Source organism: Frigoribacterium sp. AC394 (assembly GCF_979258095.1).
The window spans coordinates 1,346,979-1,361,928 of the sequence record NZ_OZ409834.1; the positions used below are offsets into that span (position 1 = coordinate 1,346,979).

Consider the following 14,950-nt stretch of genomic DNA (forward strand, 5'->3'; position numbering starts at 1 on the left):
CACCGCGCCTCCTCGGTTCGCGGCCTGCACCGGGCCGCCGTCGAGCCGCGACCCGTACGGTGGCGGAGGTGAACAGCTCGCAGCACACCATCTGGTGGCACGTCTACCCGCTCGGCTTCGCAGGTGCGGACACGACCGGGGCGGATCGCTCGCCGGCACCGCGCCTCCTCGACCTCGTGCCCTGGCTCGACCATCTGCTGGCGCTCGGTGCGAACGGACTCGCCCTCGGGCCGGTCTTCGAGTCGTCGACGCACGGCTACGACACGATCGACTGGCTCGCCGTCGATCCGCGACTCGGCACCGAGGCCGATCTGGTCACCCTGATCGAGGCGGCGCACGCGAAGGGCGTGCAGGTGATGCTCGACGGCGTCTTCAACCACGTCGGGCCCGAGTTCCCCGCGCTGATCGAAGCGCGGAGCGACCCCTCGTCGCCGGCGGCCTCGCTGTTCCGCCGTGACGACGACGGCAGTCTGGGCACCTTCGAGGGCCACGGCGGGCTGATCGCGCTCGGCCACGACTCGCCCGAGGTCGCCCGCCAGGTGACCGAGGTGCTGACCTACTGGGCCGACCGCGGAGTCGACGCCTGGCGACTCGACGCGGCGTACGCGGTGCCGTCGACGTTCTGGGCGACCGTGCTGCCGGTGCTGCGCGAGCGCCACCCCGACGTGTACGTGGTCGGCGAGGTGCTGCACGGCGACTACGTCGCGGCGGTGGCCGACGGCGGTCTCGACAGCGTGACGCAGTACGAGCTGTGGCAGGGCGTCTGGCACGGGCTGAACGACGTCAACCTGCACGAGCTCGAGTGGGCCCTGCAGCGTCACGACGGGTTCCTCGACCACTTCGTGCCGCTCACCTTCGTCGGCAACCACGACGTCACGCGCATCGCGAGTCAGATCGACGACGACCGGCACCACGACCACGCCCTGGCGCTGCTCTTCACGCTCGGCGGCACGCCGTCCGTCTACTACGGCGACGAGCTCGGACTGCGGGCCCTGAAGGAGGAGCGGGTCGGCGGCGACGACGCCGTGCGCCCGGCGTTCCCCCCGGCGCCCGTCGACGCCCCGGGTGCCGGCGTGCCCGGCGCCCTCCCCGAGGTCCTCGCCCTCCACCAGCGGCTGATCGGCGTGCGACGCCGGCACCCGTGGCTGCACACCGCCCGCAGCCGCACCGTCGCGGTGTCTAACGAGACGCTCGTGCTCGAGATCGTCGGCGACGGGCCGGGCGAGGCGCTCGTCGTGGCGCTGAACCTGGGCGACGACGAGCTGCGCGTGGCCGAGCCGGCGCCGGGCGAGTGGCTGGACGGGCGCGACGCGGGGCTCGACGGCGACGTGCTGTCGGTCGGGCCGCACGGCTGGGCGGTCGTCGCGCGACGCTGAGGCGCGGGCGCGGTGCGGTCGTGCGGGATGGGGTGCGGTGCGGTGGCGACGGATGGCCCCGTCCGAGGAGACCGGCCGCGGTGTGCACGGCGACGGGCCGCCCCGTCCGCGAGGACGGGACGGCCCGGGGGGCGCCTCGGATCAGAGGCAGCTCTCGCTGACGGTGCTGAAGAACTCCTCGCTGCCACGGGCGCGGACGTTCTCGAGACGCTGGAGGTCCAGGACGATGTTCATGATTCCCTCGTTTCTTCTTCGGTGTGTCCTCCGGTACCGTCCCGCCCGGCGGGCGGCGGTCCGGAGCTGTGCGCTCACGGCTGGGCCGTGAGCAGGTCTGTGGAGACGTCTCCTGGCGAGACGGGCAGCAGCTCGAACGCGCCCGCGCCGTGCCCCCGGAACGCGGAGCGCGGACCGGGTACGACGAGTCGGTCGACGTCGAGCGCGAGCAGCCCGCGGTACAGGTCCCCCGCGACGACGGGGTGCGTCCACCCGTCGAGCAGGTGCCTCGCGACGTCCTCGCCCGTGAAGAGCTCGCTTCCGTCGATGTCCGACACCAGACGTCGGACGGGGGCCCGGAATGGGACGGTCCCGTACACCTCCTCGGCCAGGAGTTCGCGAAGGGGTCCCATGCGCGGGCAGTGCTCGGCCCGGTCGATCACGTAGAAGACCCGGCCCCCGGCGGCGCGGACACGCTCCTCGAGGCGCCGCACGCTCCTCCTGTCGCCCGAGACAGCGAGGACGCCGCCGTCGTGACGCACCGAGAGCTCCGTCCAGCCCCCGGGCGCCGGGTCCGCCAGCAGCGCCTCGACCACGGCGTCGTCGACGCGGGTGAAGAAGACGCACGCCAGGTCCCTGCCCTGGTCGGCGAACCAGCGACGTTCGACCTCGCCGCTCGACACGAGCAGGCGCACCATGTCGGCGAGGCCGACAGCGCCGGAGCCCACCGCCGCGACGAAACCCCCGAAACTCTGACCGCAGACGACGTCGGGGTCGATCCCGCGCTCCTCCCGCATCCACTCCACGAGCGAGAGGTTGATGGCCAGGAAGGCGAGCTGGTACGGCTCCCAGTCGTCGATGAACGCCGTCGAATAGGCCTCCTCGAGGTCGTACCCCGCGGCGTCGCTGCACTCCTCGAACCGACGAGCCACGCCGGGGTACGAGGCGAGGAACCTCCGCACGTGCGCGTGGCGCGACGGCGAGAGCCCGGGGTAGAGGACGGCGTCCACGTCAGGCGCCCTGTCCGGCCACGAGAGGGAAGTCCCCCGCGAGCACCTCGAACCCGGGCGGCACGTCGTCCGACGACGTCTCCACCTCGAGCACGGCCACGCCGGAGACGACCGCCTGCTGCCACGCCTCGCGCACCGCCGCCTCGAGGTCCACGGCACCGGACGCGCGCACGTGCGGGACACCGTCGGCACGGCACAGGTCGCCCACGGGGCGACTCGCGGAGAGGAACGACGGGGCCGTCGGCGCCGACTGCCTCCGGTTGGCCTCCAGCCACCCGAGACCGCCGTCGGCCAGCACCACGACGAGCACGGACGACCCTTCACCGCGCAGGCGGGCCAGGTCGACCGCCGCTGAGCGGAAGGCTCCGTCCCCGACGACGGCGACCACGGAGGAGCCTGGCAGGCAGCGGGCGACGGCACCGGCCGCGACGACCCCGAACCCCATGGGGGTCTGCTCGCTGGGGACCAGGCAGTCGGCGTCCGCGCCCACCGTCCAGTCCGGCCAGAAGTAGCTCCGCATGTCGTGCAGGCCGTTCTCGTGGACCGACCACCGCCGCGCGGGGACGACAGCGTCGACGAGACGCAGCACGTCCACGGTCCGTGCCGGCCCGGGGACCGCTGCGGGGTCTGCCGCAGCGCGGTCCACCGCAGCGGATCGATCGGCGCGGGCGGCGGCGGCCAGGGAACGCACCTCCGTGCGCCACGTCGGATCGGCGGAGCCCCAGGCACGCCGCAGCAGGCCGGCGACGACCGGGCGGACGTCGGCCACGACGATCTCTCCGGGGAGGTGCGCGACGACGTCGGAGGGGGCGTGATTGACCTGCACGACGGCAGGCGACGGAGAGGGCCACTCGTGGAGGGCCGTCTCCTCGAGCCGGGACCCGAGCACGAGCACGACGTCCGAGGCCGCCAGGGCGGCCCTCGCGGCGTCATGGGCGTAGAGACCGACGAGGCCGAGGAACGCCGGGTGGTGCTCGTCGACGACGCCGCGCCCCGAAGCCGTGCAGAGGATCCCGGCCCCCGTGAGCTCCGCGAGCTCGACCACGGACCGGCCGACGTCGGCGTGCCGGCAACCGCCGCCCACGATCAGCAGGGGTCGCCGGGCCCCGTCGAGCACGGTGTCGCCGAGCACCACCCGATCCGGCACGCGGACCTCGGGCGGTCGACCCGCGGGCTCGACCGGCACGGAGGGTGACGCCTCGGGCAGGCCCTCGGGGATCTCGAGGAGCACCGGGCCCGCCGGTGCGGCACCCGCCACGGCGAGGGCGCGTCGGACGTGGTCGGCGATGTCCGCGGAGAGCGCGACTCGACGCGCCCGCTTGACGAGGGGCGCGACGACGGCGACCGGGTCGAGCTCCTGGAAGGCACCGGACCCGAGCGCGACCTCCGGGACACCCGAGGTCAGCAGCACGACCGGCGCCCGCTGGGCGTCCGCCTCCAGCACTCCGCTCAGGGCGTGCGTGACGGCGGGCCCCTTGCCGACGAAGCAGGCGGCGGGCACGCCCGTCGCGACCGCGCAGGCCGTGGCGGCGTAGACGGCGTGACGCTGATCCGCGTAGAGCACCACCTCCAGGCCGTGCTCCGCGAACGCCTCGACCACGACGAGGTCGTCACCCGGCAGCCCGAACGCGAACTCCACGCCGCCCTCGCGGAGCGCGGCGGCGACCGCGCCCCAGACGGCCCGCCCGTCGGCTCCCTCGGCGCTCACGCTCGGGGTCCCCCGTCACGGCCCAGGTGGTCCGCGACGCCCTTCGAGAGCAGGACCGGCTCGGCCACCAGTCGACCATCCACGGCGAAGTGGCCCGCCATCGGGCCCCGTCCGCCGAGCGGCTCGTTGCCGTCGTCGACGGCGAGCAGCGATCGGTCGACGGTGGTCGTGCACCAGCGTCGCAGCACGCGTTCGATCCGGGGCGCCGTGCCGAACAGCGAGGCCCCCATGGCGCGTTCGGCGTAGGCGCCCGTGTCGAGCATGTCCGCCAGCGCGGCCTCGTCGTCCCAGACGGCCACGTTGAAGATCGGGCTGAAGAACTCCGTGAGCTCCGGCCGCTGGCCCGCCGGCCATGCGACGATCGTCGGTTCGAGCTGCGACCTGCCGAAGTCGATGCGCCCGCCCGAGCGGATCCTGCCGCCGTGCCGGTGCAGGAAGTCCGCCGACCGGGCCAGTACGCCGGGATAGTGCACCCGTCCGTAGTCGCCGTCGCCGTCGCCGTCGCCGTCGAAGCGCAGGGTGCCGAGGTGGGCGCCGAGGTCGTCGAGGAAGCGCTCCGCGATCGCCGCGTGAACCCAGACGACGTCGGGACCGAGGCAGTCCTGGCCCGTGTTCAGGAGGCGCACCTCGGCCGTCTCGGCCACCGCCGACGCCAGGTCGGCGTCCGGGGCCACCACGACCGGATTCACTCCCGATCCGAGGAACACGAACAGCTGCTCGCGCCGCAGGCCGTGCCGCACGAGCTCGGCGTTGGCGTAGGCGCCCGCGAAGACCACGACGTCGGCACCGACCACGACACGCTCCACGAAGCGCCGCTGAGGCTCCGGAGCCAGCTCGACCGGGGCGGCGACGAGTCCCTGCAGCAGCTGGTGCAGCCGCACCGCCGTGTCCGAGACGTGCGCCGAGGGACGCAGGCGGACCCGGTCGGCGTAGAGCGTGGGCACCAGACCGTAGAGGACGTACGAGTAGAGGAGCACGTTCGAGGGCAGGAAGACGGCGATCTCGTCGACGTGCCGAGGTGCGTGACGCGCCACCTCGGCCCGGGCGCCCCGCAGCGTCGCCACCGCGGCCGTCACCTCGTATCGGGCGGCTGCGCGCGTGGCCACCTCGGACAGCACGTCGACGACGGCCGCCGCGTGGCGCTCGATCTCGTCGGCCAGCACCTCCAGCCGGGTCGCCTGCGCGTCGCTCGGGGCGAGGCCGGGACCCGTGCCCCGGCCCGGGTCGACCGAGATGTCGCGGAGGGATGGACGCGTGCCGTTGCCGACGGGGGCGATGCTCATGATGAGGCTGCTTTCTCGAGGAGGGGCCGGTGACGGGGCGGGCGGGACGGCCCCCCGACGGAGAGGAGCGGGAGGAACGGACGTGCGGGATCGTCGACGGCGGCGAGGGCGGAGAGCACCCCGGCCGAGCCCGTGGCCAGGTCGGCCGAGGCCCGGCGCTGGCCTCGGCCCAGGCAGCTGAGCCCGTGGGGGACCTCGACCATCTGCAGGTCGAGCAGGGCCACGTGCTGGGCGATGGCCGCGGTGGTGTCGACCAGACCCGCCGCGCGGAGCGCCGCCAGCCCCACCAGCAACCCCGCGCGGCCGCGATAGAGACCGGGCTCGGCCACGATCGTCGCCGAGAGGGCGGTGGCGAGCGCCCGGGCCTCGTCCGCGTCGACGCCGTCCGCCCCGCAGGAGGCCAGCACCGAGGCCACGACGGCGACGCCCGCGGTCCCGTTCGACAGGTAGGGGTACAGGATCCCGCCTTCGTCCACGAGGAGGGCACCGGACGCCGAGGTCGTGCAGGCGCGGAGATCCCGGCGCAGGAGCCCCACGGCCCGCTCCGTGAAGGAGTCGTCGCCGAGCTCACGGCCCAGCGTGGCGAGGAACAGCGCCGGGCCCGACCAGCCGTCGATGAGACCCGCGGCCTCACCGGTGGCGGTGTCGGCGGAGGGGACCCAGAGGTCCTCGAGGCCCTCGGCGAGGGTCACCGCGGTCGCGACGTCGTCGGGGCCGCCGAGGGCGAGCAGGGCCAGCCCCGCCCCCGCACGGCCGCTCGTGAGCGTCGCGTCGCGCGCCCCGAGGACGTCCGCACCGGCCTGCCGGACGAGGTCGGCACCCGCCCCGTGGCCCAGCTCGAGCAGGACGGTGCCGACACCGGCGCGACCGTCGAGCAGGCCGGGGCCCGTGGGGACGGTAGCCCGCTCCACGAGCCACTCGACGTGCCCGGGCGTCGGGTCGACTCCCTGCTGGGCCAACGACCAGAGCACGCCGGCGGCCCCCACGGCGACCCCCACGCCGTCCTGGGCGAACTGCAGCAGGTCGCCGGGGAACAGCCGGTCGTCGCGGTCGGCCGAGGCCGAGCCGAGGATCCCCGCCACGAGCCCCTGCCTCGTGAACGGGGCGCGGCGCCGTGGCATGGTGTCGATGTCGTCGCCGAAGGCCGCTCGGACGAGGGCGAGCCACTCCTCCCCCACGGGGAACCGGTCGGCGATCCAGCGCACCAGCGCACCCGCCTCCTGCGGATCGCGGTCGAGGACCTGCGTCGACGGGTGGAAGAACCAGAGGGCGAGCGCCGCCAGGGCGTACTCGTCGTCATCCCGAGTGAGCGGACGACCGGCACGGCCCGGCCGAACGAAGCCCGGACAGCCGAGGCCCGCCCGGTGGGTCGACGTCAGCGGCCGCGCCAGCTCGAGGTCCACCAGGGTGACGACGTCGCCGTCCGACACCAGCAGGTTCGCGGGGTGGACGTCGCCATGCACCCACCCGGCCGCATGGACGTCGCGCACGATGCGCACGACCTGCTCGAGCACGACGGCGACGCGGTCCGCGTACCGGTCGCGCGCCTCCTGGTCGTCGCCGCCGGTCGAGAGCGGGTGCGCGGCGGCCGCCCACCTCTGGGCCGTCTCCCCCTCGACGAAGTCGGTCACGAGGTACTCGTGCTCCCAGAGTCGGAACCGGTCGAGAGCACGGGGCAGGCCCGCGACGTGCCCGAGCGCCACGAGAGCTTCGTGCTCGGCGCCGAGCCGGGCGACGGCGTCCTGGTCGTGGCCGTCGAGGCCCGCCCACGGACGCGCCTCCTTGACGAGGACGGTCAGATCGTCGGCCGTCCGTCGCGCGCGGTAGACGCCCCCGCCGTTCGAGAAGTGCAGCGCCTCGACGAATTCGAGGGCGTGCGACGCCACGGCCTCGCGCTCGCGCTGGTCGAGCATCTCCTGCACGACGGCCGGGACCGGGGCCCAGGCCGGCACCGAGAACCACGGCAGCCGTTCGTCGGGCACCAGCCCGGTCGGAGAGAGGACGGCGGGGACGCTCGACCCGTCGACCTCCACGATGTCACGGGACCGGAACGCGCCGAAGCGGACGTGCAACGGCCCCTCCCGGTACCGGAGGTCGCTGAGCACGTAGGGCGCGCGGCCCGCGGTCAGGAGGGGGTCGAGCTCCTCGAGGACCCGACGCAGCTGGTCCTCGTCGGCCGGGTAGGCGGTCACGAACTTGCCGCTGGAGGCGCGGGGCGCGTACTTCGAGCCGCTCACCGACAGGATGCGCCGCGAGCGCAGGTACTTGAACGGCAGCTCCTCGGCGTAGGCCCACCGCGCGATCGTCGCGAGCACCTCGTCGGCATCGTCCGGGACGGCTGCGACGTGCACCTTCCAGCCCTGCCACGGCCCGGGGACGCCGACGGGGCGGACGTGCACCCACTCCCGTCGCGCCGTCGCCCGCCAGCCGGACGGGGGCTCCGGGAGCACGTGGTCGCGGTCGCCCGGGAGCGGCCGCAACGGGTCGTCGAGGACGAGCGGGTCGGCGAGGCACCACAGGTCGAGGGGCGTCGCGTGCGTGGAGCGGAACGTGGGCATCGTCAGCCCTCCCCGTCGATCGTGCGGGCCAGGAGGTGCGCGAGGGACGTGTCGTCGTGCCGGCGCACGTGCCGGGCGACCTCGGCGCTCGAGCGCTCGACATCGGACCGGTGGCGCGTCCGCCGCTCGGCGCGGTCCGGGAGGGTCTCGCTGGCCTCGTCGAACTCGTGCCGCAGCACGCTCCAGACGAGGGCGTCCTCGTGCTCGCCGTCCGAGAAGAAGTAGTCGCGGAGGACGCCCTCCAGCACGGGCGCACCGGCCTTGGAGAGCATCGACACCATGCCCCGGTTCGACACCGCCGCCTGGAACTCCACCCGGTGGGCGCCGTGGGTCCAGAAGAGCTCCTCCAGCACGTTGTCGACCGCCTCGGCGCCGTATCCGAGCGACCACAGCCCGGGGTCGCCGACGGCCACTCCGATCGTGGCGCACCGCGCGACGCGCTGACCCGACCATCGCCATTCGACGAAGCCGACGGCCTCACCGTCGCGCGTGGTCACCATCACGTAGTTCACGCGCCCGGCGCCGATGGCCTCGGCGAGCGCCTGCTCGTCCGCGGGCGCTCCGTCTCGCAGACGCGCCCGGCCCATCGCGTCGGCCTCGATCCACCGGACGATGGTGCCGGCGTCGGAGCGCCCCGCCGGGCGCAGAAGGGTCCTGGAGTGCTTCATCGGTCTCCTCCTGCGGGGCCGGATCGGTCGGGTGCCCCGACGACGAGTGCGATGCTCTGGCCGCCGAAGCCGAAGGACAGGCTCACCCCGAGGTCGGCAGCGGTCGGGCGAGGCGCGTCGCGGACCACGTCGAGGTGGTCGAAGGCGGGCGACGGGCAGTTGGCGGTCGCGGGCACGAGGCCGTTTGCGAGGGTGAGCGCGAGCACGATCACCTCGGCGGCGCCGGAGGCGGCGATCATGTGCCCGGTGGCGGGCTTGATGCTGTGCACGGGGACGTCCCGCACGGTCGGGCCCAGGACCCGGAGGAGCGCGGCGGCCTCGGCGCTGTCGTTGAGCTCGGTGCCCGTCCCGTGGGCGCTGACGACGCCCACGTCGGCGGCCGGACGCCCGGCGTCGTCGAGCGCTGCCCGCAGGGCCCGTGCGGCACCGTCGCCGTCGGGGGCCGGCGCGGTGGCGTGCGCCGTGTCGGTCGCGGCGCCGAAGCCGTGCAGCACGCCGAGCGCCGGCACGCCCCTGGTCCGGGCGTGCGACGCGCGCTCGAGGACGAGGACGGCGGCGCCCTCGCCGAGGACGAAGCCGTCGCGGTCGCGGTCGAAGGGCCTGCAGGCCGCCCCGGGGTCGTCGTTGCGGCGCGACAGTGCGCCCACGACGGACATCTCGACGAGCGAGCGTGCGGTCACCGTGGCGTCGACGCCGCCGCAGACGACCACGTCGGCGGCACCGGCCCGCAGCAGCATGAGCGCGGTTCCCACGGCGAGGGCGCCGCTGGCGCACTCGGCGACGACGGTGCTCGAGGGACCCCTCAGGTCGAAGTGCCGCGCGACCTCGCTGGTCGCGATCGACGGGGAGGTCGTCGAGGAGGCCAACGGATAGCGCCGACGCAGCGCCTCCGGCCCCCCGTCGGCGAAGGCACCCGCGACGTCGTCGTGGTGCTGCAACGGCCCGCTCGACGTGCCGAGGCATGTCGCGACCCGCTCGGGCGCGACGGAGCCGGCGCCGCTCTCCCGGGTGTCGAGCCGGGCCTGCGCGAGCGCCTCCGTGGCCGCGACCAGGGCCATGACGGCCGAACGGTCCAGACGCCGGGTCACACGGCGCGGCAGGACGTCCGCGCAGGTGGCGTCGTCGACCTCGCCGGCGAAGCGCGTGGCGAGGTCCGAGGCGTCGAAGCGCGTGATCGGACGGATGCCGGTCGCCCCGGCGAGCAGGCCCGACCAGAGCACCTCCGTGCCCCGCCCGAGCGGCGACACCACACCAGTACCGGTGATGACCACCTCGTCGTCCCCCATGATCGCTTCCCCCCGGAGCATGTCAGTCCCGTCCGCCGCCTCGGCGCGGCAGCAAGGGAGCCAGCAGCAGGATCAGGGCCCACACCCCGAGCGCGAACGACGGCCAGTAGAAGACGGCGTGTCCTTGGCGGAAGCTCATGAACCCCCAGATGGCGGTCATGACGATCGCCCCCACGAGCCAGTAGCGCCACTCGTCGAGGAGCTTGCGCCCGTCGGTGCTGCCTCGCTCGTCGGTCGTGCCTCGTCCGTCGTCCATGGGGTCCTCCTCTGTCGTGGCCTTCGTCGGCCCGGGGGCCGTCGTGGGGTCGGGCCGCCGCTCGTGCGGCGGCCCGACGCTGCGCGTCAGGCGCAGTTCTCGCTGATGGTGCTGAACAGTCGGCCGTCGGCGTCGCTCGTGGCGACGACGGACAGCTCCTGCAGGGCGAGGATCGTCTTCATGCTTCACACCCCCTCTCTCGGCGTCGTGGTGGCGGCGTGCAGGACGCCCGGACGCGCCGACCGGAAGGCTGTGCCCTCGGCGACGAGTGCGTGGACGACGGCGGAGGTGACCACGCGGGCCAGCGCGATGCCGAGGCAGGTGCGCGCTCCGCTGCCGAACGACAACGAGCGGCGCGGCCGACCGTCGAGGTCGATGCCGTCGAGGTCGATGCCGTCGCCGGCGCCGACGAAGGGGTCGGTGTTCGCCGCGTCGAGGAGCAGCAGGACCTCCGTGCCGCGGACGACCACGACGCCCTCCAGCTCGACGTCGTCGGAGGCCATGCGGCTCGTCACGGGGATCGGCGGGTGCAACCGCTCGACCTCGCGGAGGAACCGCTCGACGTCGCTCGACGACCCGGTCAGCCGACGGAACAGGTCGGGGTCCGCCGCGAGCTCGGCGACGGCCGACCCGAGCAGCCGCTCGGTGGTCTCGTGACCGGCGGAGAACATCAGGAGCAGGTCCGCGAGGACATCGTCGCGCCCCACCTCGCCCCGCCGTTCGGCGGCGAGCAGCACGCCCGCGACACCGACCGGTGCCGGGCCCGGGCGATCGAGGTGGGCGCCGAGGTCCCGGCGCAGGCTCTCGACGGCCTCGTCCGCGCGCCTCCGGAGATCGGGGTCGTGCAGTCCGGACCCGATGAACGCGCTGAGCAGCCGGGCCCGTGGCTCAGCCTCATCGGCCAGGTCGAAGGGCATTCCCGCGAACTCCGCGACGACGGCGAGAGGCACCTCCCGCAGGAGGCTCGCGGAGACGTCGACCTCCTGGCCCCGGCGCAGGGCCGCGGTCGTCTCCGCGACCGCCTGACCCGAGCGCTCCGCCGCGGTCCGGCCGGCGCGGTCGAGCGCCTCCTGCGAGAAGGCCGACCCCAGCAGCCGGCGCCGTCGAGCGTGCTCGTCCCCGTTCTGACAGAGGAGCTCCCGCGCGAACGAGCGGCAGGCCGGCGAGCTGCGCCAGCCCGGCAGGCGCGCATCGAGGATGGACTCGTCCTCGACGACGAAGCGGGGGTCCGTGAGGACCTTGCGGCAGGCGTCGTGACCGGTGACCATGACGAGCCCCGGGCGGACGGCCGCGCACGGACCGGCGGAGCGCTGCGCGCGACGATCGTCGGGGCTCGACTCGGAGACCTGGTCCCAGACTCGGGCCAGGAGCGGGCGCGGCCACCGTCGGTGCGTCGGCGGTGGGGTCGCCACGGAGTCCCGGGTGCTCACGCCGACACGCCGTCGCCCGCGGCGGCCACGTGCTCCGCGAGCCAGTCGAGGGTCACGGTGGCGGATCCGGCGCCCTCCGCGCCTCCTGCCTCGAGGCGGTCGCGGATCGCGGCCTCGAGGTCGACGCCGAAGCGCTCCTCCGAGAAGACGGCCAGTTCGAGCACGGTCAGCGAATCCAGTTCGAGCTCGCCCAGGAGGTCCGTGCCGCCCTCGATGCGTTCGGGAGCGACGTCGAGGACATCGGCGAGGAACGCCCGGAAGGCGTCCTCGATCTCGTGCGCGGTCGTGGTCATGAGGTGCTCCTGTCCGTCGGTGCGTCGATGGGAGAGACCGGTGCCGGCGCACCGGACCGGGCGGCCACCAGGAGATCCGCCCCCGGGGCGGCGAGGGACCGGTCGACGATGTGCCGGGTGAAAGCCGGATCAGCGCCGATCCAGCGCATGGCACGGCGGAACGAGTCGACGCCGGTGCTCACCACGTCGTCGGCGCCGGCGGCCGCTCCGACGGCGCCGTTGCGCGGCTCCATGGAGCGGGTCATCGCCAGCGCCAGCGGCACGGTGCGTTCGAGGACGTCCTCGACGGCACCGGCATGCCCCTCCTGCAGCGCGATGCGGAGAGAGTGGAGCCCGAAGCTGATGTGACGCGACTCGTCCCGGCACATGGCCGCGAATCCGGAACGGATGCCGGGCAGGAGGGGAAGGCGGGAGAGCTGCCGTACGAGCGCCCGCTGACCGCTGACCGCGAGGATCCCTTCGGTGACCAGATGGAAGAGCGTGACGGACCGGACCCAGTTCTCGTAGTCGGACGGGTCCGAGACGGTGGCGCGCATGAGCTCCCCCTCGATGGCCGCGAGGGCGCGATGCTCGGGCTCGGCGAGGTCCCACGCCTGGCGGAGCATGACGGACGGATCCTCGTCGAAGCCCAGCACTTCGTGACCCAGGCGGAACATGAGCCGTGCGTGGCGTGCCTCGTCGGCGACCTGGGTGCCGAGGAAGACCAGGTCGTCCTCGGCCCGCGCACCCAGCATGACGGGCGCGAGCATGTCGAGGCCGGTGTACTCGCCGACGATGAAGGTCGCGATGGCCCCCCGGAGCTGCTCACGGAACCGGCGTGGCAGGCGGTGGTCGAAGTCGTGCCGGTCCTGGCCGAACGAGATGTCGTCGGCCGACCACTGCTGCCTCTCCCACCGCCCGTAGAGCTCCACCGGCTTCAGGCGGCGCGCAGCGATCAGCTCGGCGTGCTCGACCACCTGGCGCGGTGCCAGGGCACCGAGTTGGGCCACCGACGCCTCGTCGACGTCGAGCGTGCTCCAGCGTGACATCCGGACCCCCCGTCCTGACCGTCTCGGAGCTGCGTACCGCACCTGTGCGGGCCGTAGGAAGACCGGTCGTTCTCCACGACGCTAAGACAGTCGCGCACCCGCCGCGTCCCCCGTGCGAGGGATACTCATCTCCACTGCGCGGGGGAGGCGGCGCCCGGCGGGCCCTGGTTGGGTCGGCCAGGTGTCTGTCCCCCGCGGGCCGACCGTGACGGGGGACGACGTGGCAGGACGAGATCGACCACTGCTGGGCTGGGCAGCCCCCGGCGACGACCCGACGGAGAGGATCGCGGCGCACGGCCGGCGCGACGGTCGCACGCCGGTCGTGATCGATCACGTCCCCGCGCGTCGGAGCCCGGAGGGCGGACTCACCTCCGCCCTCCGGGCGGCCGCGCCGCAGGTGGGTGGCGATCTGGCCGCCCTCGGTCTCGCCCTGGTCTTCTGCGGCGATCACGCCTCGTTCAGGATCGACGCACTGGACCGTGCCCTCGACGGCTCGGGGAAGCGCTTCACGGCCCGCGACTCCACCGACATGGAACCCTCGGAGTCATTCCGGGCCGCCCTGGCCGAGGCCGGAGCAGGCACCCCCGGCACCGTGCTGGTCCTCGACGGACCCCGGGACGACACCCTCGTCGATCACCTGGCCGGGCGTGACGAGGTGCTCGTCGTCGAGTACCTCCAGGCGCCGGGAGCACGGCACCCCGGCCCCACGGACGTCGTGATCGAACTCCGGGAGCCCCGGTGAACCGCGAGGTCGTGGTCACAGGCGCCGGCCTCGTGACCGCCCACGGCGCGGGCTGCGACGCCTTCTGGGACGGCCTCGTCGCGGGCACGACCCCCGAGGCCGCCCCCGGCGCAGAGGGTGCCGGACCCCTCGTCCCCCCGGACGTCGCCCCGGGACGGCGCGACGCGATGAGCTGGCTCCGGCTCGCGGTCGCCGAGGCTCTCGGCCCCTCGGGAGCCGACGGCACGGGTGCCGTCGTGCTCGGCGCCCAGGCCCGCGCACGTCCCGGGACGACCCACCCCCTGCGGGCGCCCGAGATCGTCGCCGTGGGCCGGACCGGTCTCGAGCCCGTCGTGGTCTCGCACGCCTGCGCGTCCGGTCTCTTCGCGATCGAGCTCGGGAGGCGGCTCGTCGCGTCCGGAGTGCACGACCGGGTCCTCGTGGGTGCCGCCACATCCCTGAACGCGCCGGCCACGGAGAGCCTCCGCGTCGTCCGCGCCCTCGGCGGTCACCCGTCGCGTCCCTTCGACGTGCGCCGCGACGGCATCCGTCTCGGCGAGGGCGCCGGTGCCGTGCTGCTCGAGTCGTCCGCCTCCGCCGCCGCGCGGGGCGCCGCCGTCCTGGCCCGTGTGGCCGGTTCCGCCGCCCGGATCGGCGGGACCTCGTCGGCAGCCTCCGACGCCCCGACGATCCTCGGAGTGATGACCGACGCTCTCCGCGCTGCCGGGGCGACAGAGGTCGGCCACGTCCACGCGCACGCCACGGGCACGGTCCAAGGCGATGGCGCGGAGCTGGAGGCGCTGTCCCTCCTGGCCCGGGCCACCGACAGCGCCGTCACCGCGACTTCTCACAAGGGCGCTCTGGGGCATCTCCTGCATGCCAGCGCGTTCCCCGGGCTCGTCGCTGCCCTCCGGTCGCTCGCCACGGGCATCGTGCCGGGCTCACCCGGCCTCGCACGGCCCGAGCCGGCCGTCGGCGTGCTCCTCCCCACCGCCGGCACCACGATCACGCCTGCCGGTGGCGTGCCCTCCGTGCTCGTCAACGCGTTCGGCTTCGGCGGCAACAACGCGAGCGTGCTCCTCGAACACGCGTGAGGCGCGCCCCGGGTGGCTGCGTCCGC

The 14,950-nt window shown here is 74.4% G+C and carries 15 protein-coding genes; 3 read left to right on the forward strand and 12 right to left on the reverse strand.

Going from position 1 to position 14,950, the window contains the following annotated elements; all coding sequences use genetic code 11:
- Positions 1-68: 68 nt before the first annotated feature.
- Positions 69-1,376: an alpha-amylase family glycosyl hydrolase gene (locus ACZZY9_RS06225; RefSeq protein WP_463463409.1), complete on the forward strand. Its 1,308-nt coding sequence runs from the start codon at positions 69-71 to the stop codon at positions 1,374-1,376.
- Between the two features lie 141 nt (positions 1,377-1,517).
- On the opposite strand, the gene ACZZY9_RS06230 is transcribed toward ACZZY9_RS06225, so the two are convergent.
- The 12 genes from ACZZY9_RS06230 to ACZZY9_RS06285 all read right to left on the reverse strand — a co-directional run bounded on the left by ACZZY9_RS06230 (position 1,518) and on the right by ACZZY9_RS06285 (position 13,109).
- Positions 1,518-1,610, reverse strand: a complete 93-nt coding sequence (locus tag ACZZY9_RS06230) for a class III lanthipeptide (protein WP_463463410.1) — start codon at positions 1,608-1,610, stop codon at positions 1,518-1,520.
- A gap of 74 nt (positions 1,611-1,684) precedes the next feature.
- Positions 1,685-2,599 carry an ACP S-malonyltransferase gene (locus ACZZY9_RS06235; protein WP_463463411.1) on the reverse strand — a complete coding sequence of 305 codons (915 nt, stop codon included), beginning with the start codon at positions 2,597-2,599 and terminating at the stop codon, positions 1,685-1,687.
- A 1-nt stretch (position 2,600) separates the two neighbouring features.
- The gene (locus ACZZY9_RS06240; RefSeq protein ID WP_463463412.1) at positions 2,601-4,307 is read right to left on the reverse strand and encodes a thiamine pyrophosphate-binding protein; all 1,707 of its coding nucleotides are present in this window, start codon (positions 4,305-4,307) and stop codon (positions 2,601-2,603) included.
- On the reverse strand, positions 4,304-5,590 hold the full coding sequence (locus ACZZY9_RS06245; RefSeq protein ID WP_463463413.1) for an aldehyde dehydrogenase family protein: 1,287 nt from the start codon (positions 5,588-5,590) through the stop codon (positions 4,304-4,306). The genes ACZZY9_RS06240 and ACZZY9_RS06245 overlap by 4 nt, the downstream gene beginning before the upstream one ends.
- Positions 5,587-8,148, reverse strand: coding sequence for a class III lanthionine synthetase LanKC (lanKC, locus tag ACZZY9_RS06250; protein ID WP_463463414.1), 2,562 nt, complete (start codon positions 8,146-8,148; stop codon positions 5,587-5,589). The genes ACZZY9_RS06245 and lanKC overlap by 4 nt, the downstream gene beginning before the upstream one ends.
- Positions 8,149-8,150: 2 nt before the next feature.
- Positions 8,151-8,816 (reverse strand): GNAT family N-acetyltransferase, encoded by a 666-nt coding sequence (locus ACZZY9_RS06255; protein ID WP_463463415.1) that lies wholly within the window; start codon positions 8,814-8,816, stop codon positions 8,151-8,153.
- Positions 8,813-10,102, reverse strand: a complete 1,290-nt coding sequence (locus ACZZY9_RS06260) for a beta-ketoacyl-[acyl-carrier-protein] synthase family protein (protein ID WP_463463416.1) — start codon at positions 10,100-10,102, stop codon at positions 8,813-8,815. Before ACZZY9_RS06260 ends, ACZZY9_RS06255 begins: the two co-directional genes overlap by 4 nt.
- A gap of 22 nt (positions 10,103-10,124) precedes the next feature.
- Positions 10,125-10,358 (reverse strand): hypothetical protein, encoded by a 234-nt coding sequence (locus tag ACZZY9_RS06265; protein ID WP_463463417.1) that lies wholly within the window; start codon positions 10,356-10,358, stop codon positions 10,125-10,127.
- A gap of 86 nt (positions 10,359-10,444) precedes the next feature.
- Positions 10,445-10,540 (reverse strand): class III lanthipeptide, encoded by a 96-nt coding sequence (locus tag ACZZY9_RS06270; protein ID WP_463463418.1) that lies wholly within the window; start codon positions 10,538-10,540, stop codon positions 10,445-10,447.
- 3 nt (positions 10,541-10,543) lie between these two features.
- Complete coding sequence (locus tag ACZZY9_RS06275) at positions 10,544-11,788, reverse strand: cytochrome P450 (RefSeq protein ID WP_463463419.1); 1,245 nt, start codon at positions 11,786-11,788, stop codon at positions 10,544-10,546.
- Positions 11,785-12,081 carry an acyl carrier protein gene (locus ACZZY9_RS06280; RefSeq protein ID WP_463463420.1) on the reverse strand — a complete coding sequence of 99 codons (297 nt, stop codon included), beginning with the start codon at positions 12,079-12,081 and terminating at the stop codon, positions 11,785-11,787. Before ACZZY9_RS06280 ends, ACZZY9_RS06275 begins: the two co-directional genes overlap by 4 nt.
- Positions 12,078-13,109 (reverse strand): ribonucleotide-diphosphate reductase subunit beta, encoded by a 1,032-nt coding sequence (locus tag ACZZY9_RS06285; RefSeq protein ID WP_463463421.1) that lies wholly within the window; start codon positions 13,107-13,109, stop codon positions 12,078-12,080. The genes ACZZY9_RS06280 and ACZZY9_RS06285 overlap by 4 nt, the downstream gene beginning before the upstream one ends.
- Positions 13,110-13,329: 220 nt before the next feature.
- On the opposite strand from ACZZY9_RS06285, the gene ACZZY9_RS06290 reads away from it, so the two are divergent.
- Positions 13,330-13,851, forward strand: coding sequence for a hypothetical protein (locus ACZZY9_RS06290; RefSeq protein WP_463463422.1), 522 nt, complete (start codon positions 13,330-13,332; stop codon positions 13,849-13,851).
- A 32-nt stretch (positions 13,852-13,883) separates the two neighbouring features.
- Positions 13,884-14,924, forward strand: coding sequence for a beta-ketoacyl synthase N-terminal-like domain-containing protein (locus tag ACZZY9_RS06295; RefSeq protein ID WP_463463423.1), 1,041 nt, complete (start codon positions 13,884-13,886; stop codon positions 14,922-14,924).
- Positions 14,925-14,950 lie beyond the last annotated feature (26 nt).

What these genes read in the sequence shown, in the direction of transcription:
- ACZZY9_RS06230 (WP_463463410.1), bottom strand. Translation starts at nt 1,610, where the DNA reads ATGAACATCGTCCTGGACCTCCAGCGTCTCGAGAACGTCCGCGCCCGT.
- ACZZY9_RS06245 (WP_463463413.1), bottom strand. Translation starts at nt 5,590, where the DNA reads ATGAGCATCGCCCCCGTCGGCAACGGCACGCGTCCATCCCTCCGCGAC.
- lanKC (WP_463463414.1), bottom strand. Translation starts at nt 8,148, where the DNA reads ATGCCCACGTTCCGCTCCACGCACGCGACGCCCCTCGACCTGTGGTGC.
- ACZZY9_RS06255 (WP_463463415.1), bottom strand. Translation starts at nt 8,816, where the DNA reads ATGAAGCACTCCAGGACCCTTCTGCGCCCGGCGGGGCGCTCCGACGCC.
- ACZZY9_RS06260 (WP_463463416.1), bottom strand. Translation starts at nt 10,102, where the DNA reads ATGGGGGACGACGAGGTGGTCATCACCGGTACTGGTGTGGTGTCGCCG.
- ACZZY9_RS06265 (WP_463463417.1), bottom strand. Translation starts at nt 10,358, where the DNA reads ATGGACGACGGACGAGGCACGACCGACGAGCGAGGCAGCACCGACGGG.
- ACZZY9_RS06270 (WP_463463418.1), bottom strand. Translation starts at nt 10,540, where the DNA reads ATGAAGACGATCCTCGCCCTGCAGGAGCTGTCCGTCGTCGCCACGAGC.
- ACZZY9_RS06280 (WP_463463420.1), bottom strand. Translation starts at nt 12,081, where the DNA reads ATGACCACGACCGCGCACGAGATCGAGGACGCCTTCCGGGCGTTCCTC.
- ACZZY9_RS06285 (WP_463463421.1), bottom strand. Translation starts at nt 13,109, where the DNA reads ATGTCACGCTGGAGCACGCTCGACGTCGACGAGGCGTCGGTGGCCCAA.